The following is a 20,971-nucleotide window of genomic DNA, read 5'->3' on the forward strand; positions in this document are numbered from 1 at the left end:
GGCGATCGGCGACGGTGCCGAGAGGGCTTGCTGTCGGGCTTGTGGCGCGGATGGTGGTTCGGTTGGGCGGGCTGAGCGGGTGATTGGTGGAGGCGTCGGGATGGGGATGCGCTGAGTGGTCGAGGATGTGGGTGTGATGGTTCGCCGTGGAGATGTGGAGATCGCGGTGGACGACCGCGGTGGCGATGGGCCGGTGGTTGTGCTGCTGCATGGGTTGGCCGGGAGTTCGCGTGAGTTTGTGGCGACGGCGGATGCGTTGGGTGACAGCTTCCGGGTGTTGCTGATCGATCAGCGCGGGCATGGGCGTAGTACCCGGCGGCCGGCGGACGTTTCCCGGGCGGCGTACGTCGATGATGTGGTTGCTGTTGTCGAGGAGGTCGTCCCGGGGCAGCGGGTGAGGTTGGTGGGGCAGTCGATGGGTGCGCATACGGCGATGCTCACGGCGGCGGCGCGGCCGGATCTTGTTGATCGGCTGGTGATGCTTGAGGGCATCGCGGCTGGGGACGACCGGCCCGAGGAAGCTCGCAAGATCGGTCAGTACTTCGCATCCTGGCCCGTGCCGTTCGCCGATGAGGTCGCGGCGCGGGAGTTCCTCGGGGACCGGCCGTTGGCGGTTGCCTGGTGCAACGATCTCGAGCGGGCGGCCGACGGGTTGCGCCCGCGGTTCGACGCGGACGTGATGGAGGCGACGATCGCTGCGCTGCAGGAGGATCGCTGGGCGGAATGGGAGCAGCTCGAACCGCCCACGCTCGCGGTCTTTGCCGAGCACGGCATGTTCACTCGAGAGCAGCAGGACGAGTTGATTCGCCGGCGTCCGCAGACTGCGCGCGCTGTGATCGCCGGGGGAAGTCACGACGCGCATCTCGATGCGTTCGAGGGCTGGATCGAGGTGCTTCGCGGCGGTTTGAGCTAGACGACGCGCTCGACCGCTGTGCCCGGGTTGAGGAACAGCAGGATCGGCGGGCCGGTGTTGGGGAGGATCCGCGCGTACGCCTGGAGTTGCGGCGCGTAGTACGCGACGCGGCTGTCCAACGCGGCGGCGGGGATGGCGTCGGTCTTGTAGTCGACGATGGTCAGGCGGCCGTCGTCCTCGCGGTAGATCAGGTCGACGAAACCCTCGAGGACGGTGCCGTCGGGCTGCACCGTGCCGACGTACGACTCGCGCCAGTGTTCGCGGGCCGCGGCGCGTCGTACGACGTCGGACGCCAGCGCGGACCGGACGAGGGCGGTGACGACGTCGGTGAACTCGAGGACGCCCTCGGCGAGGCATTGCGTCGACACCGCGGCATCGAGGCCGGCGCCGGTGGAGAGGTCGACGACCTGCAGTACGGCGTGGACGGCGCGGCCGATCGCGGTGCCGTAGCGGCCCTTCGACCACGGCGGGAGCTCGACGTCGCGGGCGCCCTTCGCAGTACCAGGGTCGACATCGGTGAGGGTGACGTCCGGGCCGGTGCCTTCCAAGCCGGAGGCGCTCTGGGCGGAGCGGAACCGGCTGGCGGCCTGCGCGGCGGCGGCCCGCGATTCCCATTCGGTGCGGGAGATCGGCGGGGTGACGTCGGGGGCCGCGGCCGGCTCGCGGTCGGGGACCGGTGGGCCGGTGAAGAGGGTCGAGTTCGGGGCCTCGACGCCGCCGGCGGTGGCGAGGAGCTCGGCGTTGCTCGTGTGCCGGCGGTTGCCGGAGCGATGCAGCGAGACGACCAGGTGATCCCGCGCGCGGGTCGCGGCGACGTACAGCAGGCGGCGGCGTTCGTAGTCGTCCATCTGCTCGTCGACGGGCTGGACCAGGTCGAAGTCCTCGGTCTGGACGGAGGACTTGAGCTTGACCGCATACCCGCCGGACTGCGGCCACAGCACCTGCACTCCACGTTGGCGGTTCGGCGACGCGGTCATGCCGGACAGGATCACGATCGGGAACTCGAGCCCCTTCGCGGCGTGGATCGTCATCACCCGGACCGCGTCGGCGTCGGTCTCCGGCAGGACGGCTTCGGCGACGCGGGACGTCTCCTCGCCCTGGTGAGCGGCCCAGGCAAGGTACGAGCGGAGTCCGCCGTGCTCGACCTCGGACCAGGCGCGGGCCTGGTCGACGACGAACCGGATGCGCCGCCAGGCGTCGCGGGCCCGCGGGCCGATCGCGGCGACCTCGAGCATCCGGCGGTCGGCGACGATCTTCGCGAGTACTTCGCTGGGCGTGAGCCAGCGGGCCGCGTAGTACGTGCGGCGGAGCCACTCCATCGCGTCGCCGACCGGGTGCGTCAGCAGCTGGTCGGGAACCGGCGCGGTGAGGGTGAAGCTGCCGCCGTTGCGCTTCCAGGTGAACAGGTCGTCGTCGCCGCAGCCGAAGAGGGGTGAACGGAGGGTGGTGACGAGCGCGAGCTGGTCGCTCGGGTCGCCGAGGGCGCGGGCGCAGGCGAGCAGGTCGCGGACCTCGGCGGTCTGGTAGACGAGCGAGCTGGCTTCGGCGCGGTACGGGATGTCGGCGCGGTCGAGGGCGTCCTCGAGGAACGGGAGCGAGGTGCGGGCGGGGACGAGTACGGCGATGTCGCCGGCTTCGGCGGGACGCCAGGTCTCGGCGCGGTCGTCGTACACGAGCCAGCCGTCGCGGAGGGCTTCCTCGATGACGGCGGCGACGTCGGTGGCCTCGCGTTCGCGGAGGACCGAGGCTTGGGCGCGGGGGAGATCGTCGTGCGGGGTCGCGCCGAGGATCGTGACGGCGGGGCCGGCGGCGGGGTCTTCGGGGGGTGCGGCGTCGACCGGAACGTCGACGGTGTCGCCGCGCCGGCGGAACGGGAGGACCTCGGCGAGGTCGGCGAGCTGGTCGACGGTGTCGGCCGTGTCGGCGGTATCGGTCGGGCCCGGGCCGTTGGTCGAGTCCGGGGCGTCGGTTGAGTCGGGTTCGTCGAAGAGGGTGGGGTCGTCGAAGATCGAGAGTTGGTCGCCCTCGACAGGCGTCGGGTCAGGCGTCGCCGCGGCCCGGCCCGGCGCCGCGGCCCCGGGGCGGGAGACGACGCCGGGCCGGTCGCCGACGTGAGCGCGGGTGCCGGGGTGCGGCGGAGCGCCCGGTGCGCCGGGGTGCGGCGGGGCGCCCGGTCCGCCGGAGGTGGCCGGTCCCGCGGAGGTGGCTGGCGCGGCGGAGGTGGTCGGCGCACAGGAGGTGGCTGGTGGGGTGCCTGGGTTGGTGCGGTGGGGGGAGAGGGACTGGTAGGCGGGTTGGGCGGATTCCTGCGGCTGGATCAGGGTGGTGAAGACCGTGTTGATCCACTGGAGGATGGGTGGGACCGTCCGGAAGTTGGTGGTCAGAGCGACGGTTTCGCCGAGGAGTTCCTGGGCGGTGAGGTACGTCGCGATGTTGGCGCGGCGGAACCGATAGATCGACTGCTTCGGGTCGCCGACGACGAACAGCCGGCCCTCGGGGACCTCGACGTCGTGCCAGTCGGCAGCGGATGCCTCCGCGCCGCCGGCGATCCGGACGGCCAGCTCGATCTGGATCGGGTCCGTGTCCTGGAACTCGTCCAGCAGCAACCGCTCGAACCGGTCCTGCAGTTCCTCCCGTACGCCGGCGTCGCGCCGCAGCAGGTCGCGGGCCAGCACCAGCAGGTCGTGGAACTCGAGCCGCCCGTCCGCACGCCGCAGCTCGGCCGACTCCAGCACCCGCTCCGCGATCCAGTGCGAAAGGTGCCGAAGGCAAGCATCAAGGAGCAGCTCGACCAGCGAACCGGCGACCTCGACGACCTCGGTGCAGTCCGCGCGCGTCTTCGTGATGTCCGGCCAGTTCTCCTTGCGCCCGATCCGGCCGACCTTCAGCCCGCGCAGCGCCTGCAGGAACGACAGCTGCGTCTCCTGGTCCGACGCGGACTCCAGCATCAGCCCGAGCTCGCGGATCTGCACCACCTTCGGCAGCAGCCGGTCCTCGGGGTCCAGGCACGTCTCTGCCAGCCCGCCGATCTGCGCGGCCGCCGCGATCAGCCCGGTCAGGTCCGGCATCGCCACCAGGTCCGGCGGCTCGACGAGCACCCGGTCCGCGATCAGGTCCCAGTCGTTGCCGAACAGCCGCGCCAGCGACCGCAGATGCTTCAGCTCGACACCGACCGCCATCGCGAGCAGCAGCGGCTCGGCGATCGTGTCGTCGTCGAGCAGTTGCTGCTGCAGCTCGGCCCACCGCTCCTCGAACGCGACCGACGACCCGACCTCGTCCAGTACGTCGATCAGCGGCGGCAGGCCGGCCTCGATCGGATGCGCGAGCAGGATCTGCTGCGCGAACGCGTGCAGCGTACCGATCGACGCCGAGTCCAGGTCGTCCAGCGCCGTGTCCGCGAGCTGACCGACGTCCGTACGCCGTGCCTTCTCGAACTCGACCCGCAACCGGTCCCGCAGCTCCGCCCCGGCCTTCTCGGTGAACGTCACCGCCGCGATCTTCCGCAGCGGTACGCCGTCCCGCAGCACCAGAGTCCGCACCCGCTCGACCAGTGCGTGCGTCTTCCCTGATCCGGCGCCGGCCTCGACGAACAGGGTCGCCTCGGTGTCGGTGCGAATCCGCTCCCGGGCGTCCCGGTCCAGCAGTTGCTCACTCATCCGCAGCCTCCAAAGCGCTGGGGTCGACGAGGCGGACCAGGCGTTCGAGCGTCGGGTCGTGCCGTTTGCGGTCCCACCGCGCCCGCACCTCGCTGTGCCCCAGGCCGTCCGGGTTGCAGTACGGGCACTGCACCCACAGGAAGTCCGGGACCTCGGGCGCCTTCGGCGGGAAGTATCCGGCCGCGATCGAGGACACGATCACGTCCAGCGTGTCGACGTACCGCTGCTCGACCTCCGGCGTCAGCGGGACCGGGATCCGTTTGCCGCCCCGGCGGACGAACCAGTACGACGCCTCGACCGGGGTGGAGGCCTCGCCCAGCCGCGCGCGGGCGGCGTACGCGTAGACCGGAAGCTGCAGCTTGGTGCCGCCCGCGACCGGGTCGGACTCGATCCCTTCGTACCGCGAGAAGCCGCCGGTCTTCACATCGGTGACGTAGATCGTCCCGTCCGCGCCGAGGTCGACCTTGTCCGCGGAACCGCGCAGCAGGACCCGACCGGACGGCACCGGGATCTCCACCGGAGGCTCGCCGTCGAACCCGAACCGCAGCTCGCTGGCCACCACCGAAGCGTTCCGCTCGGCGCGCCACCGGTCGTCGTCCGTCAGCAGCACCATCAGATCGCCGAGGATCCGCAACCGCTCGCGCTGCCACAACCGCGGATGCCCGGTCAGCCCCTCCGCCTCGAACTGGTCCGCGAGATCCGCCCCGATCGCGAGCAACAGCGACCGCTGCTCGTCCGTCCACGGCTCCCCGTACCCGGGCAGCGAACCCGCGAGCCGTGACACGAAAGCATCCAGGCTGTTGTGGATCAGGTTCCCGATCTGCACCGGCGAGATGACCAGCAGGTCCTCCGGCGCCTCCAGCGGCTCCACCTGGAGCAGCCGCTTGACGAAGTACGCGTGCGGACAGGTCGCGTACGACTCCAACGAGGTCGGCGATGCGATCCGGTCCTCGATCGCGAACTCCGGCAGGCCCGAGACCCCCGACAGATCCCCGTCGAACCGCGTGAACGCCATCGACGCGCGGCCGCGCAACAACTCCCGCGCTCGCACGAGGACGCCGTCGTGCACCCACAGCCGGGCCGCCGCGGCCCGTGTCTGCCACTCCTGCTCGGTCGCCGGCATCGTTGCTGTCGTCAACGAACCGGCGTACGACGCGGACGTCCGCAGGACCTCTCCGTACCTGTCCCACTGGGTCGCGGGCAGCGCGTGGTCGCCGGTCAGCTCGCGCAGCGAACCGAGCAGCCAGCGCGTCGGCAACCGCCGCGACGACCGGCGCAGATCGCCGCGCGGGAACGACGCCACCACCCGCGCACCCGCGGAGAACGCGACCAGCAGATGCCGCTGCTTCTCGTCCAGCCGATCCCGGAACGACGCCAGCTCCGGCGCTGCCGCCTCCCGCACCCGATGGGGGAGCAGCGCGTCCTCGTGCACACGCCCCGGATACAGGTCCTCCGACAGACCGACGACGTACACGACGTCCGCCGACAACCCGATGCTCGCCGACAACGGCGCTACCAGCACCCCGGTGCCGAACGTCCCGACCCGCGGCAGCGACTGCTGCAGCTCCAGGTCGAGGACATCACGCAGTACGGCGAGACTCGCCGGAGTGCCGAGCTCGTCCAACGTCGACAGGCCCTTGAGCGAACCCTCGACCGCGGCCGCGGCGTACTGCTCCTCGATCGGCAAGGACGAGTAGTCGCCGAGCAGATCATGGAAGAGCTGCAGCACGCCCGCGGACAGGTCGAACCAGGTGTCGAGCGCGGCAAGGTCGGCCAGCCGCCGGCGCAACGTGGAGGCGAACGCGTGCAGCCGCTCCGCGGTGGTCGCGTTGTACTGCGCTCGCCGCACCGCGGCCGGTCGTGGATCGTCGGCCGCCTCCTCCTGGTCGGCGGTCCGCCGCTCGGACTCGGCGTACCGCGCCAACCGGGTGTCCCAGTCGTCGCCGCGCACCACACCGGCCGCGCGCGACATCCGCTCCCACTGCGGCACCGGGATCCGATCGCCACCGAAGTCCCGCGTCGGCGCGTTCGCCAGCGCCCGGAACACGTCCGCGCGGGGCAGGTCGTGATCGACGAGCGCCAGCACTTCGAGCAGTGTCCGCGCGATCGCCCGCTCGTGCACCGGGCGCGTCCCGGGCCCGTTGACCTCGATGTGCGCGGCGGAAAGGTGCTCGTGCAGGAGACGCGCGTACGGCGAGGCGGCGGCGTACAGGACTGCGATCCGGTGCGCAGGTGTCTGCTCCAGCGCGGACACCACGTCGCGGACCACGCACCGCACCTCGTCATCGGCGTCGGACGCGTTCAGGATCTCGGTGGCGACCGGGTAGTTCTTCGAGATCGACGTCGGCAGGTCGATCCCGATCCGTTCGAGCGATCGGCGGACGGTGCGGTCGGCACGGCGGACGTCCGTCAGTCCGACGATCACGGTCAGATCGGCGGCGGCGTCCCCGAGCGCGGCGACGAACGCGGCCTCGGACTGGGTCAGCTCCTGCGGAAGGTAGAGGACGAGCGCGCCCAGCTCGCTGACCGTCGCCGACGTGACGGCGGCCGCGGCGGCGCGCAGCAGATCGGTCGCGTCGTACCAGTCCGCGCCGAGCTCGGCGGTCACCTGACGGTGCAGCCGGACCAGGTCGGGGCCGAGCGCGGACGCCTCCGCCACCTTGTCCAGCGCGGGATCGCTGAGGTCGCGGAGCTCGTTGTGCGCGGCAGCGAGCGCTTGAATGGTCGACGGGTGCTCCGCGACCTCGTCGAAGATGCCCGGAGCCTTCGCCAGCGCCGTACGCCAGGTGGCGGCGACGATGGGACGGGTCGCGGGCCGGCGCGGTGCCAGTGAGCCGGCCGCGATCTGCTCGGCGAGCCGCTCGAGGGTCGCGAGGTACAGACCGCCGATCGATTCCCTGGCCAGGTGCCGGCGGGCGATCACGCCGGACAGGTTGTTCGGCAGCAGCAGCGTTACGGGTGTCATCGGGTCGTCGGCCTTGAGCCGTGCGACCACTGCCTGCAGGCGTTCCAGAGCCGCGGCGCCGTACGCCGTGCTCTCGATGCGCGTGCTGCTCATGGGCCGAACTCCCGGTCTCTCGACTGTCACCGCAGACGGTAGACCCTGCCACGGACAGAAAGCTGAAGGGGCGCGAAACGCCAAGGTTTCTGCGCGGCCCGCGGCGGCCCTCGCACAATATAGAAATGACGGGCCCCGATAATGCTCCGATGGCTGCCGCGGTGCATCACGTCGAGATCTGGGTCCCGGACCTGTCCCGGGCCGTTGCGAGCTGGGGCTGGGTCCTCGGCCGGCTGGGCTGGAAGGACGGTGACGGCTGGCCGGGCGGGATGACCTGGACGGCACCGGACGGCAGCTACGTCGTGGTCGAGCAGAGCCCCGCGATGTCGGCGGCCGAGCACGACCGGATGCGTCCCGGGATGAACCACCTGGCACTGAACGCGGGCAGCCGCGCGGAGGTCGACGCGATCGTGTCCGAGGCCGGCGCGCACGGCTGGACGCTGATGTTCGCGGACCGGCATCCGTACGCCGGCGGCCCGCAGCATTACGCCGCCTTCCTGTACAACGACGACGGTTACGAGCTCGAGATCGTCGCCCCTTGAGACGACTGATACCTGGAGTGACCAGTGGGGCCAGTGGTGTGACACGATTACCCGAGGCAAGAACGTAGTCGCGGGGCCAGGTGTGGAAGGACGATGCTCGTGACGGAGAAGCCTGACGGGAATCCGGCTGCGCCGGAGGTCCTGGAAGCGCGGATCCGCGGTTTGCAGCACGCGCTCGGGCAGTTGCTGGACAACGCGCGGCGGTTGACGTACGGCGAGCACCAGCGCGCCGTGCAGCTGCATCGGCAGCTGCAGGAGCAGACCGCGGCGGCCCGTCGGGAGTCGCGGTCGCTGGTCGATGCGAAGACTGCCGAGGCGCTGTCGGAGGCCGAGCCGAAGGCCCGGCTGCTCGCCGATCGGCTCGCGCCCGGTCTGGCCGCGGTCCCGCCGAACGACGCGCGCTGGCGTTCCCGGCAACTCGTCGGCGCCGGAGTTCCGGCGTACGTCCGGGTCGGCGAGCTCGAGGCCGGTACGCCGGTGGTCGCGCCGCTGCTGCGGACCAACGGCTGGAAGGTGACCGCCGACCGCAACGAGGCCGCCCGCCGGCTGCTGCAGAGTGTCGCGCTCCGGCTGGTCGCTGCCGCGGAACCTTTCCGGCTGCGCATCGACGCGTTCGACCCGAAACTCACCGGGACGATGGGGCTGCTCGGCCATCTGACCACGAAGTACCCGCAATTGGTGCCTAGGGCAACGCACACCGCGGAGCAGCTGCACACGGTACTGTCCGGGCTGGTCGACGTGTCGTCGCTGCGGGCCAGTCGGCAGGCGCAGCTCGGGCACGAGCGGTTCGAGGACCTGCTCAAGGAGACCGGCCAGGTCACCGATCCGTATCGGGTGGTGATCCTGTTCGACTACCCGTTCGGGATCGACACGCTCGCGCAGCGCGACCTGCTCCGGCTGGCGGCGACCGCGGGCAAACGAGGGCTGTGTTTCCTCGTGCACTACGACGCGTCCACGGCCGCCGAGCTGGACGTCGACTCGAAACAGTTGCTCGAGCTCCTCAATCCGGTTGCCGTCGTCAACGATCGGGTCGAGGTCGCGCAGCTGCCGCCGGCCCGGCTGGACCCTCCGTTCGACGCGTCCGTCGCCGCGGGCATCTGTGACGTGATCGCCGAGCAGGCCGAGATCGCCGTACTGCCGACCATCGACTTCGAGCGCACGCTGCCGGATCGGCCGACCTGGTGGCAACCGGTCAAGGACGAGATCGGCACGGTGATCGGGTACGACGACCGCACGCCGGCGCTGGTGCGGTTGCGCAGCGGCAACCCGGCGCTGCCGCACGTACTGGTCGGCGGCGCCGTCGGGCAGGGCAAGTCGAACCTGCTGCTCGTGATGATCCACGGCCTGGCCGCGCGCTACTCGCCGGCGGACCTGGAGATGTACCTGCTCGACTTCAAGCACGGTGTCGAGTTCTCCGCGCTCGGTCCCGGGCCGGAGCGGCCGCACTGGCTGCCGCAGATCCGGGTGCTCGGCGTACACAGCGACCGCGCGTTCGGCCTGGCCGTACTGCGGCATCTGTCCGATGAGCTGGCCCGGCGCAGCGAGGTGTTCAAGTCACACGGGAACGTCGCCGACATCGCGGAGCTCCCGCCCGGTCCGGAGCGGCCGCCGCGGATCCTCGTCGTACTGGACGAGTTCCAGGTGCTGCTCGAGGACGACGACGAGCTGGCGGACGAGGCCGCGAAGCTGCTGGAGCGGCTGGTCCGGCTGGGCCGTGCGTACGGCGTGCACGTGGTGCTCGCGACGCAGACGATCGAGGGCGTGAAGCGGCTGTCGACGCGGCGGGACTCGATCTTCGGTCAGGTGCCGTACCGGATCGCGCTGAAGACCACACCGGCCGACTCGCAGGCGATCCTGCGCAGCGGGAACACCGCGGCCGCCGAGCTGCAGTTCCGCGGCGAGGCGGTGCTGAACGCGAACTTCGGATCGCCCGACGACAACCAGCACGTACTGGTGAGCTTCGCGGACAAGGTCGTGCTGGACTCGTTGCGCGCGGAGCTGTGGACGCGCGCCGGGGACGCCGTACGTCCGCCGAGGGTGTTCCACCTGGCCGAGCCGGCCCGGCTGACGGACACAGCGAGCGCGGTGCAGCCCGAGCTGGGCCGGCCGTGGACCGGGTTGCCGATCGCGGTGACCGAGGAGCCTGTCGCTGTCGAAGTACGGCCGGAGCCCGGCGCGGGTGTCTTGGTGCTGGGAGACGGGCCGGTCGACGCGTTGGGCGTGCTGACCGGGTTGGCCGTGTCGACGGCGGCCGGTTCGGTGGAGCCCCCACGGTTCGTGTTCGTCGACGGGACGAACTCGGCGCCGTCCGTTGCCGAGGGCAAGGATGCGTTGGTGCAGGTGCTGCGGGAGCTCGGCTGCGAGGTCGAGACGGTGGACAAGCACGACGACATCGCGCCGCGGTTGTTCGCGCTCCGGGACCAGATGCGGAGCGGGCAGGCGGGCGGGACGTACCTGCTCGGATTCGGGTTCCACGGCGTACCGCGGATGCAGGTACATGCCGAGGGGTACTTCGAGAGTCCGGCGAACGCGCTGCAGGAGATCGTGCGGGACGGCCCCGCTCAAGGGTTGATCACGTACGGGTGGTGGAACCGGCTGCACGTGTGCACCGAGCAGCTCGGGTACGGGCGCGGGAATGTCGCGACCCACCTCTTCCTCCGGCATCCGCAGGACGGCGTCCGCGCGGTGGCCGGTCCGCTGGTGCGCTGGGCGTCCGAGCCGCACCGGGCGTTGCTGTGGGACGGGTTGCATCCGGAGGCGCAGGTCGTCGTACCGTTCGCCGCTTTGCGCGCGGACGAGGTCGAGCGTGCGGTGGAGTTGGTACGGCGATGAAGACCGACGAGCAGGTGTGGTCCGAGTACGTGCGGGCGTTGCGGACGGTCGCGATGGCGCGGACCGAGGCGCAGCAGGCGCAGGACCGGGTCACGGCGCACAAGTCGAAGGCCGAGGCGACCGCCGCGGCCGAGGCCGACGCGATGGCCGAGCGCGGCCGGAGGCTGCAGACCCGGCTGAACGCTCTCGCCGACAAGGCCGCCGAGAGCCTGCAACGCGCCGGGCTGCCCGCCGACGGCAAGCGGGCCAACCACTCGCTCCCCGAGATCCGCGCGCTGAACGACATCGAGACCGTCGCGGAACGGATCACCGAACAGCTCGCCGAGTCGGTCGACCAACTCGAAGAACTGCGGACGTCTGCCCGGCGGCTTCAGGAACTCCGCCGGCGGCGTACCATCAGCGCGGTCCTGGCGCTGGTCGGGTTCGTGCTGGTGTGGATTTTCAGCCGCTCGTTCCTGGCTGGGGTCGAGGCCGCCGCGATCGCTGCCCTGACGATGCTGGCCGCGTCCCGCGTGCTCGGCCTGCCGCGGCTACCCGTCGCGCGCTGGTGGGGCTGGGGCGGTGCCGCGTTGGTGTTCGTCCTGATGGCGGCGGGGCTGCCGTGGTGGCTCGGGATCCTGGTGCCGGTCGTGGTGGCCGGTACGGCGATCGTGCTGCCGAAGAAGCGCAACTAGTTTGGGAGTGGGTTGAGGTGTCCGACGTACTGCGGCTCAAGGAACAGCTGCACCAGGTCTCGATGGAGGCCAAGCAGGCAGCCGGGGGACTGGCCGGGTTCAAGCTCCGCTTCACCCAGCACAGTCAGCTGGTGGAGAGCCTGATCGCCGGCACCGCGACCGGTATCGACCGCGACATCACCGAGATCCTCGAGGCCGCGAGCAAGGCGGTGGAGCAAGCCGCCGAGGCGCTCGAGATCGCGTCCGCCGGCTGCAAGAACTACGCCGACCAGATCTGACCCGCACGTGCCCTCCGAGCTGCAGCGGGTCGCGCGCGGCCTGGTCGACTGCTTCGACGAGGTCCCTCGTGTGGTCGACCAGTTGGTGCGTACGGCGGCCCGCTGCCGCGAGAACGCCCAACTCGCGCTGATCGCGTCCCGGGGTCAGGCGACCGTCGCCGCCCAGCAACTCGACGCCGCCGCCCGCGCCTGCGAGGCGGCCGCCCACTACCTCTCGATGGCACCCCCCAAGGCCCGCGGCTGGGCCGAGGGCCTGATCGGCGAGGCCGGCCCGTCCACGAACCGTCCGTCCTCGGACTCGGCCAAGCGCAACAAGTCGACCAGCGGCACGGGCGTCCGAATCCGTACGACGCGGCTGACGGCGACGTACGAAGACCTGGAAGTTGCCGAAGACAACGAACCCCCACTGGTGACGGTCGCCCGCAAGGCCTTCGAGAAGTACCGCGAGGCAGACGAGCGGGACACCGAGAACCAGGAACCCCTCGAGGTCGAGATCACCGTCACCGAAACCGGCGAACTGATCCTCGAAGAACGCGACAAGAAGGAGGAGGCGAAGCGCGAGGAGCGGCTGACCCGCGACTTCGAGTTCGCGCCCGACCGCGACGACCGGGACGAGCCGCCCGAGTACGAGGAACGCGACGAGAAGGAAGAGGCGAAGCGCGAGGAGCGCCTCACGCGCGACTTCGAGTTCGTACCTGATCGCGATGACGAGGAAGAACGTCCTGAGTTCGAAGAACGCGATGAAAAGGAAGAGGAGAAGCGCGCGGAGCGCCTCACCGCTGACCACGAGATCGACGTCGCCCTCGCCGAACAGGTGCAAACCCTCCTCGCCGCCATGGCCGAATCCGACGGCCAAGCATGGCAACACGCCACCCTCACGATCACCCTGGACAAGGTCGAAGCCACCTTCGACTACGCCGAAGAACCTCATTTCGCGCCTGTCGCCGTCGATATCGACCTCCCCGAGCACCCGACGCTCGACTTCGATCCGGCGACGCACCTCGGTCCCCTGGGTGCAGACTTCGTTCCGGGCGTCTACGACCCCATGCATCGATTCCTGGACAAGGAACGTGAGATCGCGCAGCGCCTGGCAGAAGAGGGCTGGCGGATCGACGCCCGGCCTGAGGACCACGGCTCGGACAAGAAGAATCCTGACGTGATACTTCGCAGATCGGACGCCGATGAGGGGTCGATCGCGGAGTTCAAGACACAAGACCGGGGCACCTCCAACGCGGTGAAGCGGAACATGCTGGCCGCGAGCGGGCAGGCGTTCGAACTGGCGCAAGCGCTCAGTGCGCGGCATGAAGTCGTCATCGACGGCCGCGCGGTCGGTGTTTCCGAGGAGACTGCGTCACGATCGTTTCGCAGGGCCCTTGGACAGCCTGGGTCCACCGTCGCACCCGTGGTTCGTGTCATCCTCGGTGACGGTAGCCTCGTCACCTTTACCAAGGAGCAGTGATGTCGACCGACGACAACATCTTTCTCGCGGCCGATGCGCCGCTTGGTGAGGTGGCGGGATGGCTCTCTGAGGCGCTTTCGCTCGAACCTGTCGACGAACCGGACCTGAAGGACGGCGTGTACCTGTTCCGTGGCCGTGCGCGGTCCGTCGACGGCGAGCTTTACGTTGTGGTTCAGCCGAACGTGTACGGCGAGGCGGACCCAGAACCTGAGGATGTCTCAGCCATCGACAGGTATCAGAGTGTGGTCGACGTCCGGTACGCGGGCGCCAAGGACGAGGAGCTCCAGGCGAGAGAGGCGCGCGCGCTGTTCGACGAGCTGGCCGACCGGGGACACAGCGTCGCGATGGTCCTGAGTCACAACATGGCGCTGGCCGTCGCGGCGTACCTGCCGGGCGTCGGCGCTCAGGTCTTCCCACCCGGCACCAGCCTGGATGTCGAAGACGTCGACACCTGGCGACCATGGGTCGTCACCTGAGTCCGTGGCTGGTCGCAAGTGTCCGAGGAGAAAGTGATGTCCAACAGCGACACCATCTTCCTTGCCGCGAGCGAATCGCTCGACGAGACGGTCGGGTGGATCGCGTGCGACCTGCGGTTGGAGCGTGTCGACGATCCTGATCTGAAGGAAGGTCAGCACTTCTTTCGGGGGCGGGCGCGGACTGTCGACGGGACGGTTCTTCTGGTGGTTGGACCGAACGTCTACGGTGAGGACGATCCAGAGCCGGAGGACGTGTCCGCGATCGATCGCTACAGCGCGGTGGTCGACGTACGGATTGCCGGTTCCAGGAACGAGGAAAGGCAGCTGCGCGAGGCCAGTGCGGTCTTCGACGAACTCGCGGAGGCGCAGCCGGCGGTGGCGCTCGTCCTGGTACATGCGATGTCCACGATCATCGCGGCCTATCTGCCGGGCACCGGTGTGCAGACGTTCCCTGCCGACACGTCACTGGATGCGGACGACATCGACATCTGGCGGCGGTGGGTCCTCTCCTGATGTCGAGCGATGACAACATCTTTCTCGCCACCCGTAAACCGCTTCGTGAGGTGGCTGGGTGGCTTGCTGAAGCTTTGTCGTTGGAGCCTGTCGAAAACCCGGACCTGAAGGACGATGCGTTCCTGTTCCGTGGTCGTGCGCGGTCCGTGAGCGGTGACCTCTTCGTCGTGCTCGAGCCGAATGTGTACGGCGAGGCGGACCCGGAACCTGAGGATGTTTCGGCGATCGACCGGTCTGACGCGGTGGTCGGCATCCGCTGCGTGGGTACGAAGGACGAAGAGCTTCAGGCACACGAGGCGCGGGCGCTGTACGAGGAACTGGTTGGCGCACGGCCCGATGTGGCGTGATCCTGAGCCACAACATGGCGTTCGCAGTCGCGGCGTACCTGCCGGCCGTCGGCACTCAGGTCTTCCCGCCCGGCACCAGCCTGGATGTCGAGGACATCGACACCTGGTGCCGCTGGGTCGTCACCTGAGTCTGACCGCCGGCAGGTGGGTCCGCCCACTCGTCTTTGTGCACCGGATCCGCGCCGCTGCGCCGGATCGGTACGGATCTCATGCACAAAGACGAGGCTGTTCGGGTGACGGGGCGGGGGCGGATCACGCCCGATGTGGTGGATCTTGTCGTCTGGCGGGCGTGGGTTGAGGGGGATTCTCACGGGGTGTGAGATTTTTCTGGGGAATCGCGTCATGAAGCCGTGAGCCGCACGTCACTACCTGTGAACCCATCCCCACAGGGAAGTGGAAGTGATTGACGTGAAGGGTTGTCTTGCGAGGTCGCTGATGGGATCCGGCTCGACTCGGTGCCGGGTGTATTGAGATGGCCGACGGTGATTGTCCGCGGCCGGTCGCGGTACGGGTCGAGCGGCGGCGGGTGCGGGTCTGGTTCGGGGAACATGTGGTGGCCGACTACTGCGCCGAGGCCGAGCTGGCGGAGCGGTACGCCGAGGCCATGTCGCGGAGGTTCGCCGGGTTGCGGGTGACCAGCGAGCCGTTGTCCGAGCTCGATCCGGGGCCGGACCGGAGGTTGCCGGGGGAGCGGCTCTGGGAGGTGGCGCCGTCATGAGTTCGCGTCGTTTCCGGCTGATCCGGCATCAGGACGTCTCCGGTGTCAGCGGCACCGGGCCGGTCGCCGAGGGTGTGCAGTTCACCGACGGGTCGGTCGCGCTCCGCTGGTACGGCGACTATCCGACCACGACCGTGTGGGACGGCATCGAGTCCGTCGTCGCGATCCACGGTCACGGCGGGGCCACCGTGGTCGAGTGGCTGGACCCCGAGCCGGGTCCCGACCCCGACCTCCGGCTTCCGCCCCGCGAGTCCCTTCCACCCCGTCCCTGGCCGGACCTGCACTCGTCGGTCGAGCGCCAGGACCCCGACCCGTTGCACTCCGAGCGTGATCACGGCGCGGCACCGGGTGCGGCACCGCCCTGGTCGTCGCACCGCGTCTTCCGCTGAGGTATCCGATCCACCGGTGCCGGGTTTCCACCCCCCTCCCCGGCACCGGTCACCCTCGGTACGGCGTACTCCTGGGCGAGCCGGAGTACGCCGTACCTGAGGAACCTCAGCCGAACTCCATCCGGTTCTGCACGTCGAGGTTGTAGAAGGTGCCGGGCCCGTCGCACAGGGCCATCATCCGCTCCGACATCTCGGTGGTGTCGGGGCGCTGCGAGTTCTCCATCGCCTCCTCGTAGGAGTTGAACTCGATGATCGAGAAGTACCGCCCCGGCTCGTCCCGGTCGGCACAACTGGTGCCGCGGACCGGCGCCGGCCCGCTGCCCTCGGCTTCGCGTTTCGCGCGGAACTCCTCCATCAGAGCCGCCACCTCGTCCGGTTTCGAGGTCCGGTACTCGATGATCTGAACGAAACCAGCCATCTCTGCCCCCTGGTTGTGAATCGACACTCACCCCTGGGTGTCTCCTGCTCCGACAGTGCGCCCGGATCGCCTGGCTGACAAGGGCGGACGGCTTACGGTGACCTGACGAGGGCGGTGGATCACAGGCCGTTCGTTTCTGCCCTCGGCAGAGGTGCCTGGGAATTGTCGGCGCGGCCTGATTGGCTGGCCGGCATGGAGATTCTGATCCTCGGTGGTACGGCGTTCCTCGGTCGGGAGATCGCGACGCAGGCACTCGCCCGCGGGCATGCGGTGACGTGTGTGGCGCGTGGTGAGAGCGGCGCGGTCGCGGACGGCGCGACGCTGGTCGGCACCGATCGGAGCCGTCCGGATGCGTACGACGCGGTTCCAGCACGCGACTGGGACGCGGTGTTCGAGGTCTCGTGGCAGCCGGGGTTCGTGAAGGGCGCGCTGGCCGCGTTCGGGGCGCGGGCGAAGCACTGGACATACGTCTCTTCCGGCAACGTGTACGAGAAGTACGACACGCCGGGCGCGGACGAGTCCGCGGTACTGCGGGAGCCGGTCGAGGGCGACGTCGCGGAGCGGGAGCAGTACGGCGAGGCGAAGGCGGCCTGTGAGAAGGCCTCGCTCGACGCGGTCGGGGACCGGCTGGTGATCGCCCGCGCCGGCCTGATCGGCGGGCCGGGGGACACCAGCGACCGGGCAGGTGCGTGGGTCGCGCGGGCGGCGCTGGCGCCGGAGGAGCCGTTGCTGGTGCCCGACACGCCCGATCTGGCGACGGCGGTCATCGACGTCCGGGATCTGGCCGGCTGGCTGCTCGACAACGCGGAGCACGGGCGGACCGGGATCTTCGACACGTACGGGCCGGTCGTGCCGTTCGGCGAGTGGATCGCGACGGCGCGCGAGGTCGGCGGTCACACCGGGCCGGTGGTACCGGCGCCGCGGGAGTGGCTGGAGGAGCAGAAGGTCGAGCAGTACATGGGGCCGGAGTCGCTGACGATGTGGATCACCGAGCCCGGGTACGAGGGCTGGTCGGAGCGCAGCGGCGCGGCCGCCGCGGCCGCCGGGCTGACGCACCGATCGCGGAGGGACTTCATGGCGGACACTCTCGCCTGGGAGCGCGAGCTCGGCCTGGACCGCGAGCGCCGCGCCGGCCTGAGCCTCGCGAAGGAGAAGGAGTTGATCGAGGCACTGAAGGCATAGAGAGTGGGCGCATGCGCCTGACGCTGATCTCGGACACTCATCTGCCGGTGCGGGCGAAGAAGTTGCCGGCGCCGGTGTGGGAGGCGGTCGAGCGGGCCGACGTGGTCATCCATGCTGGGGACTGGGTGAGCGTCGGGCTGCTGGACGAGTTGGAGTCCCGTGCCGCCCGGCTGATCGGGTGCTGGGGCAACAACGACGGCCCGGAGCTGCGGGCGCGGCTGCCGGAGGTCGCGCGGGCGACGCTCGACGGGTTGTCGGTCGCGGTCGTCCACGAGACCGGCCCGGCCAAGGGGCGTGAGGAGCGCTGCGAGGCGGCGTACCCGGGGGTGGATCTGCTCGTGTTCGGGCACAGTCACATCCCGTGGGACACCACGAGCGCCGGCGGACTGCGGCTGCTGAACCCGGGATCGCCGACGGATCGCCGGCGGCAGCCGCACTGCACCTACCAGACCGCGACGATCACCGCCGGGCGCCTGGAAGAAGTTGCCTTGCACAACCTTTAGAACGGCAGACGGCCGGGCACGTGTGGTCGACGCCGTACCACCGAGTTACGGCGCACCCACACGTGCCCGGCCGACGTTGGCCGGGTCAGGCGTTCGCTGCTTCCTTGACCCTGGTTTTGAGGCGATCGCGGACCTCTTCCGGCGTGTACGCGCGGCGCTTCCGCTCGCCCCGCGCGACCACAACGCCCGTGGCAGCCACGCCGACGAGCCCCGCAAGCCCTACCACCTTCCATACCTTCATGACGACTAACCTAGCGACGTGAACAGCCGGATTTCCTTGGATGACGCTACGGAACTGACACGAACAGGTGACATTTGGCTGTTCCGCGGTGCGAGCGCGGCGGATCGCGCGATCCGGCTGACCACGAACAGCCCGGTGAACCACGTCGGGATGGCGATCGTCGTCGAGGACCTGCCGCCGCTGATGTGGCACGCGGAGCTGGGCCGTTCGCTGCCGGACATGTGGACCGGTACGCACCACCGCGGCGTACAGCTGCACGACCTTCGGGACGCGGTGCTGGTGTGGGGCAACAAGTACGGTCAGCGCGCCTGGTTGCGGCAGCTGGACCACCCGGTGACGCGCGACATGGAGGATTCCGTACTGAAGACGGTCGCGCGGCTCGACGGTACGCCGTTCCCGTCGACGGCGCGGCTCGCGTCGCGTTGGGTCCGCGGGCGGATGCCGGCGCTGCGGAAGGGCTCGCCGGAGCTCGAGTCGGCGTACTGCGCCGAGGTGGTCGCGCTGACGTACGAGGCGATGGGCCTGCTCCGCGGCCGGCGCCCGAACTGGTACGACCCGGGACGCTTCTGGAGCGGCGACGAACTGCAGCTCGCGCACGGCGCGAAGCTCGGCGCGGAGATCGCGGTGGAGCTGCCGGAATCCTGATCCGGCAAAAACTGTCGGCGGCCCGTGATTGGCTTGTTCCAGTCGGTCATCGACCGGAGGAGGACCTGGATGTACGCCGTCATCGACACCGAGACGACCGGCCTGTTGCCGAGCCATCGGCACCGGGTCATCGAGATCGCGGTCGTGCTGCTGGACGCCCGCGGACAGGTCGAGCGCGAGTGGGTGACGTTGCTGAATCCGCAGCGCGATCTCGGTCCGCAGCACATCCACGGGATCCTTACCGCCGACGTTCTGGCGGCGCCGGAGTTCGCCGACGTGGCGGCGCAGCTGGGTGAGCTGCTCGCCGGGCGGATGGTTGTCGGGCACAACGTCGAGTTCGACCTCGGGTTCCTGCGGGCGGAGTTCGCGCGGCTCGGTGTCTCGGTGCCGCTGATCACCGAGCGGTCGATGTGCACGATGGCGCTGGCCGGCTACCTGCATCCGGGCGCGAAGCGGACGCTCGGCGCCTGCTGTGCGGCCGCGGGGATCTCGATCGAGGGCTGGCACTCGGCGCTGGCGGACACCCGGGCCACCGCGGAGCTGTTCGCGCAGTATCTGGGCGCGTTCGCGGCGCCGCCGCCGTGGCAATGGGCTTATGAGGAGGTGCGGCGGCTGCCGTGGCCGGAGCTCCCCGGGACGAGCGCGGCGCCGGTCGTGCGGCCGGTGCACGCGGGTGGCCGGCACGGGTGGATGAGTCGACTCGTCGACCAGCTGCCCCGCGTGCCGGAGCCGCCGCAGGCCGACTCGTACCTGGTGCTGCTGGACACGATCCTCGCCAACCGCGAGATCACCGCCGCCGACGCCGACCAACTGGTGCAGGTGGCGAATGAGCTCGGCATGACCCGCCCGCAGGTGGACCACCTCCATCGGTACTACGTGTCCGCGCTGGCGGACGCGTCCTGGGCGACCGGCGTCACACCCGATCAGCGCAACGACCTCGACCAGGTCGCGGTGATGCTCGGGCAGCGGGCGTCCGACGTCGACGAGGCGCTGCTGCGCGCGAGCAACGGAAGGTACGTCGTCCCGGATCGTCCCGGGGCGCGCGGGTTCCCGCCGGGGAGCACGCTGGTGTTCACCGGGGACATGGTCGAGCCGCGGGAGGTGTGGTGGGACCGCGCGGTCGCGGCCGGGTTCGCGCCCCAGGAGGCGGTCCGGCCGGACACGACGTTCGTGGTGGCGGCGGACGTCGACAGCCTGTCGGTGAAGGCCCGGGCGGCCCGGGAGTTCGGCGTACCGATCATCTCGGCCGAGGACTTCCGCCGGTTGCTGCCGGCGGACGAGCGGGTCAGGCAGCCAGGTGTTCCCGGGTGAGCAGGGCGTGCAGGGTCAGGCCGGCCTCGGTGAGCGGGTCCGGGGTGCCGTCGTTGCGGTTGATCACGCAGACGGCATCGGTGATGGTGGCGCCGAGGGCCCGGAGTTCGTTGGCGGACAGGACGATCTGACCGCCGGTGGTGACGACGTCCTCGACGATCGTGACCCGGCGGCCCTTGGTCTCGGCGCCTTCGGCCAGCCGGCGGGTGCCGTAGGACTTGGCCTGCTTGCGGACGAACGCGCACGGCAGGCCGGTGTGCCGTCCGAGCGCGGTGACGACCGGGATCCCGCCCATCTCCAGACCGGCGAGTACTTCGGTGCCCGCCGGGACGAGCGGGACCATGGCGGCCGCGACCTCGTCCAGCAAGACCGGATCGGCCTCGAAGGAGTACTTGTCGAAGTACTCCGTGGTCGTCTGCCCGGACCGGAGTACGAAGTCGCCGGTCAGATGTGCGGTTGCGTTGACTCGGCGCCCCAACTCAGCAAGTTCCACACCACGCACCTTATCCGGCGGCGATCAGTCCTCGTCGGGCGCCGGCTCGATCTCGAAGTGCAGCTGCTTGCCGGACCGGATGCGTTCGATCGCCGACAGGCAGGCGGCCTCGCTGATGTGGACGCCGATCTCGCCGAGCTTGTGCCGCAGGATCCGGGCCGCGTCGTCCGCGGAGCGGGCGCTGGACTCGTTGATCGCCTCGATCGTGGTGGCGGTGAGTCGCTCGCGGATGTCCGGGTGGGCCTGGGCGATGTCATGCGTGATGCGGAACTCGGTCATTCACGACTCGCTTTCTTGCGCGCTCGACGCGGGCCGGCAGGGAT

21 protein-coding genes are annotated in these 20,971 nt (G+C 70.0%); 15 read left to right on the forward strand and 6 right to left on the reverse strand.

The annotated features are described in order from the left end of the window. Window positions 1-115 precede the first annotated feature (115 nt). On the forward strand, window positions 116-913 hold the full coding sequence (locus tag AB0M51_RS10790; protein WP_363748917.1) for an alpha/beta fold hydrolase: 798 nt from the start codon (window positions 116-118) through the stop codon (window positions 911-913). Here the strand turns inward: AB0M51_RS10790 and AB0M51_RS10795 are convergent. Both AB0M51_RS10795 and AB0M51_RS10800 read right to left on the reverse strand, forming a co-directional pair. Continuing rightward, complete coding sequence (locus tag AB0M51_RS10795; RefSeq protein ID WP_363748919.1) at window positions 910-4,569, reverse strand: UvrD-helicase domain-containing protein; 3,660 nt, start codon at window positions 4,567-4,569, stop codon at window positions 910-912. The genes AB0M51_RS10790 and AB0M51_RS10795 overlap by 4 nt on opposite strands. Then, window positions 4,562-7,627 (reverse strand): PD-(D/E)XK nuclease family protein, encoded by a 3,066-nt coding sequence (locus tag AB0M51_RS10800; RefSeq protein ID WP_363748921.1) that lies wholly within the window; start codon window positions 7,625-7,627, stop codon window positions 4,562-4,564. Before AB0M51_RS10800 ends, AB0M51_RS10795 begins: the two co-directional genes overlap by 8 nt. A gap of 149 nt (window positions 7,628-7,776) precedes the next feature. Here AB0M51_RS10800 and AB0M51_RS10805 point away from each other — a divergent pair, with 149 nt between their 5' ends. From AB0M51_RS10805 to AB0M51_RS10850, 10 genes are all read left to right on the forward strand, one after another. After that, entirely contained in the window at window positions 7,777-8,169 is a 393-nt protein-coding gene (locus AB0M51_RS10805; protein WP_363748923.1) for a VOC family protein, read from the forward strand. Window positions 8,170-8,268: 99 nt separating this feature from the next. Then, the gene (locus AB0M51_RS10810; protein ID WP_363748925.1) at window positions 8,269-11,001 is read left to right on the forward strand and encodes an FtsK/SpoIIIE domain-containing protein; all 2,733 of its coding nucleotides are present in this window, start codon (window positions 8,269-8,271) and stop codon (window positions 10,999-11,001) included. Continuing rightward, window positions 10,998-11,675, forward strand: a complete 678-nt coding sequence (locus tag AB0M51_RS10815; RefSeq protein ID WP_363748927.1) for a hypothetical protein — start codon at window positions 10,998-11,000, stop codon at window positions 11,673-11,675. Before AB0M51_RS10810 ends, AB0M51_RS10815 begins: the two co-directional genes overlap by 4 nt. Before the next feature lie 17 nt (window positions 11,676-11,692). Then, window positions 11,693-11,953: a hypothetical protein gene (locus AB0M51_RS10820; protein ID WP_130388988.1), complete on the forward strand. Its 261-nt coding sequence runs from the start codon at window positions 11,693-11,695 to the stop codon at window positions 11,951-11,953. Window positions 11,954-12,023: 70 nt separating this feature from the next. Then, window positions 12,024-13,412 (forward strand): hypothetical protein, encoded by a 1,389-nt coding sequence (locus AB0M51_RS10825; RefSeq protein WP_363748929.1) that lies wholly within the window; start codon window positions 12,024-12,026, stop codon window positions 13,410-13,412. Beyond that, window positions 13,412-13,888: a hypothetical protein gene (locus AB0M51_RS10830; RefSeq protein ID WP_363748931.1), complete on the forward strand. Its 477-nt coding sequence runs from the start codon at window positions 13,412-13,414 to the stop codon at window positions 13,886-13,888. The genes AB0M51_RS10825 and AB0M51_RS10830 overlap by 1 nt, the downstream gene beginning before the upstream one ends. A gap of 36 nt (window positions 13,889-13,924) precedes the next feature. Further along, window positions 13,925-14,401, forward strand: coding sequence for a hypothetical protein (locus tag AB0M51_RS10835; protein WP_363748934.1), 477 nt, complete (start codon window positions 13,925-13,927; stop codon window positions 14,399-14,401). Further along, window positions 14,401-14,748, forward strand: a complete 348-nt coding sequence (locus AB0M51_RS10840) for a hypothetical protein (RefSeq protein WP_363748936.1) — start codon at window positions 14,401-14,403, stop codon at window positions 14,746-14,748. The genes AB0M51_RS10835 and AB0M51_RS10840 overlap by 1 nt, the downstream gene beginning before the upstream one ends. A gap of 472 nt (window positions 14,749-15,220) precedes the next feature. Further along, window positions 15,221-15,466: a hypothetical protein gene (locus AB0M51_RS10845; protein ID WP_363748938.1), complete on the forward strand. Its 246-nt coding sequence runs from the start codon at window positions 15,221-15,223 to the stop codon at window positions 15,464-15,466. Beyond that, window positions 15,463-15,855 carry a hypothetical protein gene (locus AB0M51_RS10850; RefSeq protein ID WP_344187963.1) on the forward strand — a complete coding sequence of 131 codons (393 nt, stop codon included), beginning with the start codon at window positions 15,463-15,465 and terminating at the stop codon, window positions 15,853-15,855. Before AB0M51_RS10845 ends, AB0M51_RS10850 begins: the two co-directional genes overlap by 4 nt. 106 nt (window positions 15,856-15,961) lie before the next feature. On the opposite strand, the gene AB0M51_RS10855 is transcribed toward AB0M51_RS10850, so the two are convergent. Continuing rightward, entirely contained in the window at window positions 15,962-16,273 is a 312-nt protein-coding gene (locus AB0M51_RS10855) for a hypothetical protein (RefSeq protein WP_344187962.1), read from the reverse strand. A gap of 192 nt (window positions 16,274-16,465) precedes the next feature. Between AB0M51_RS10855 and AB0M51_RS10860 the strand changes: the two genes are divergently transcribed. Together AB0M51_RS10860 and AB0M51_RS10865 are read left to right on the forward strand one after the other, a co-directional pair. Then, window positions 16,466-17,455, forward strand: coding sequence for an NAD-dependent epimerase/dehydratase family protein (locus tag AB0M51_RS10860; protein WP_363748941.1), 990 nt, complete (start codon window positions 16,466-16,468; stop codon window positions 17,453-17,455). A gap of 11 nt (window positions 17,456-17,466) precedes the next feature. Then, window positions 17,467-17,958 (forward strand): metallophosphoesterase, encoded by a 492-nt coding sequence (locus AB0M51_RS10865; protein WP_363748943.1) that lies wholly within the window; start codon window positions 17,467-17,469, stop codon window positions 17,956-17,958. Between the two features lie 85 nt (window positions 17,959-18,043). Here AB0M51_RS10865 and AB0M51_RS10870 read toward each other — a convergent pair whose 3' ends face one another. Next, window positions 18,044-18,199, reverse strand: a complete 156-nt coding sequence (locus tag AB0M51_RS10870; protein WP_166677970.1) for a hypothetical protein — start codon at window positions 18,197-18,199, stop codon at window positions 18,044-18,046. A gap of 18 nt (window positions 18,200-18,217) precedes the next feature. Between AB0M51_RS10870 and AB0M51_RS10875 the strand changes: the two genes are divergently transcribed. After that, window positions 18,218-18,844, forward strand: a complete 627-nt coding sequence (locus AB0M51_RS10875; RefSeq protein WP_344187959.1) for a hypothetical protein — start codon at window positions 18,218-18,220, stop codon at window positions 18,842-18,844. Between the two features lie 69 nt (window positions 18,845-18,913). After that, window positions 18,914-20,155, forward strand: a complete 1,242-nt coding sequence (locus AB0M51_RS10880; protein ID WP_344187958.1) for an exonuclease domain-containing protein — start codon at window positions 18,914-18,916, stop codon at window positions 20,153-20,155. Here the strand turns inward: AB0M51_RS10880 and AB0M51_RS10885 are convergent. Then, complete coding sequence (locus tag AB0M51_RS10885) at window positions 20,130-20,648, reverse strand: phosphoribosyltransferase family protein (protein ID WP_363748946.1); 519 nt, start codon at window positions 20,646-20,648, stop codon at window positions 20,130-20,132. The genes AB0M51_RS10880 and AB0M51_RS10885 overlap by 26 nt on opposite strands. Before the next feature lie 24 nt (window positions 20,649-20,672). Next, the gene (locus AB0M51_RS10890; protein ID WP_344187956.1) at window positions 20,673-20,927 is read right to left on the reverse strand and encodes a hypothetical protein; all 255 of its coding nucleotides are present in this window, start codon (window positions 20,925-20,927) and stop codon (window positions 20,673-20,675) included. Window positions 20,928-20,971 lie beyond the last annotated feature (44 nt).

Source organism: Kribbella sp. NPDC051137, from assembly GCF_040682535.1.
GTDB classification, from domain to species: Bacteria; Actinomycetota; Actinomycetes; order Propionibacteriales; family Kribbellaceae; genus Kribbella; species Kribbella karoonensis.

Excerpts from the sequence above, each read along its gene's own strand:
- AB0M51_RS10795 (WP_363748919.1), bottom strand. The coding sequence starts at position 4,569 with ATGAGTGAGCAACTGCTGGACCGGGACGCCCGGGAGCGGATTCGCACC.
- AB0M51_RS10800 (WP_363748921.1), bottom strand. The coding sequence starts at position 7,627 with ATGAGCAGCACGCGCATCGAGAGCACGGCGTACGGCGCCGCGGCTCTG.
- AB0M51_RS10805 (WP_363748923.1), top strand. The coding sequence starts at position 7,777 with ATGGCTGCCGCGGTGCATCACGTCGAGATCTGGGTCCCGGACCTGTCC.
- AB0M51_RS10815 (WP_363748927.1), top strand. The coding sequence starts at position 10,998 with ATGAAGACCGACGAGCAGGTGTGGTCCGAGTACGTGCGGGCGTTGCGG.
- AB0M51_RS10830 (WP_363748931.1), top strand. The coding sequence starts at position 13,412 with ATGTCGACCGACGACAACATCTTTCTCGCGGCCGATGCGCCGCTTGGT.
- AB0M51_RS10835 (WP_363748934.1), top strand. The coding sequence starts at position 13,925 with ATGTCCAACAGCGACACCATCTTCCTTGCCGCGAGCGAATCGCTCGAC.
- AB0M51_RS10840 (WP_363748936.1), top strand. The coding sequence starts at position 14,401 with ATGTCGAGCGATGACAACATCTTTCTCGCCACCCGTAAACCGCTTCGT.
- AB0M51_RS10845 (WP_363748938.1), top strand. The coding sequence starts at position 15,221 with ATGGCCGACGGTGATTGTCCGCGGCCGGTCGCGGTACGGGTCGAGCGG.
- AB0M51_RS10850 (WP_344187963.1), top strand. The coding sequence starts at position 15,463 with ATGAGTTCGCGTCGTTTCCGGCTGATCCGGCATCAGGACGTCTCCGGT.
- AB0M51_RS10855 (WP_344187962.1), bottom strand. The coding sequence starts at position 16,273 with ATGGCTGGTTTCGTTCAGATCATCGAGTACCGGACCTCGAAACCGGAC.
- AB0M51_RS10860 (WP_363748941.1), top strand. The coding sequence starts at position 16,466 with ATGGAGATTCTGATCCTCGGTGGTACGGCGTTCCTCGGTCGGGAGATC.
- AB0M51_RS10865 (WP_363748943.1), top strand. The coding sequence starts at position 17,467 with ATGCGCCTGACGCTGATCTCGGACACTCATCTGCCGGTGCGGGCGAAG.
- AB0M51_RS10870 (WP_166677970.1), bottom strand. The coding sequence starts at position 18,199 with ATGAAGGTATGGAAGGTGGTAGGGCTTGCGGGGCTCGTCGGCGTGGCT.
- AB0M51_RS10880 (WP_344187958.1), top strand. The coding sequence starts at position 18,914 with ATGTACGCCGTCATCGACACCGAGACGACCGGCCTGTTGCCGAGCCAT.
- AB0M51_RS10890 (WP_344187956.1), bottom strand. The coding sequence starts at position 20,927 with ATGACCGAGTTCCGCATCACGCATGACATCGCCCAGGCCCACCCGGAC.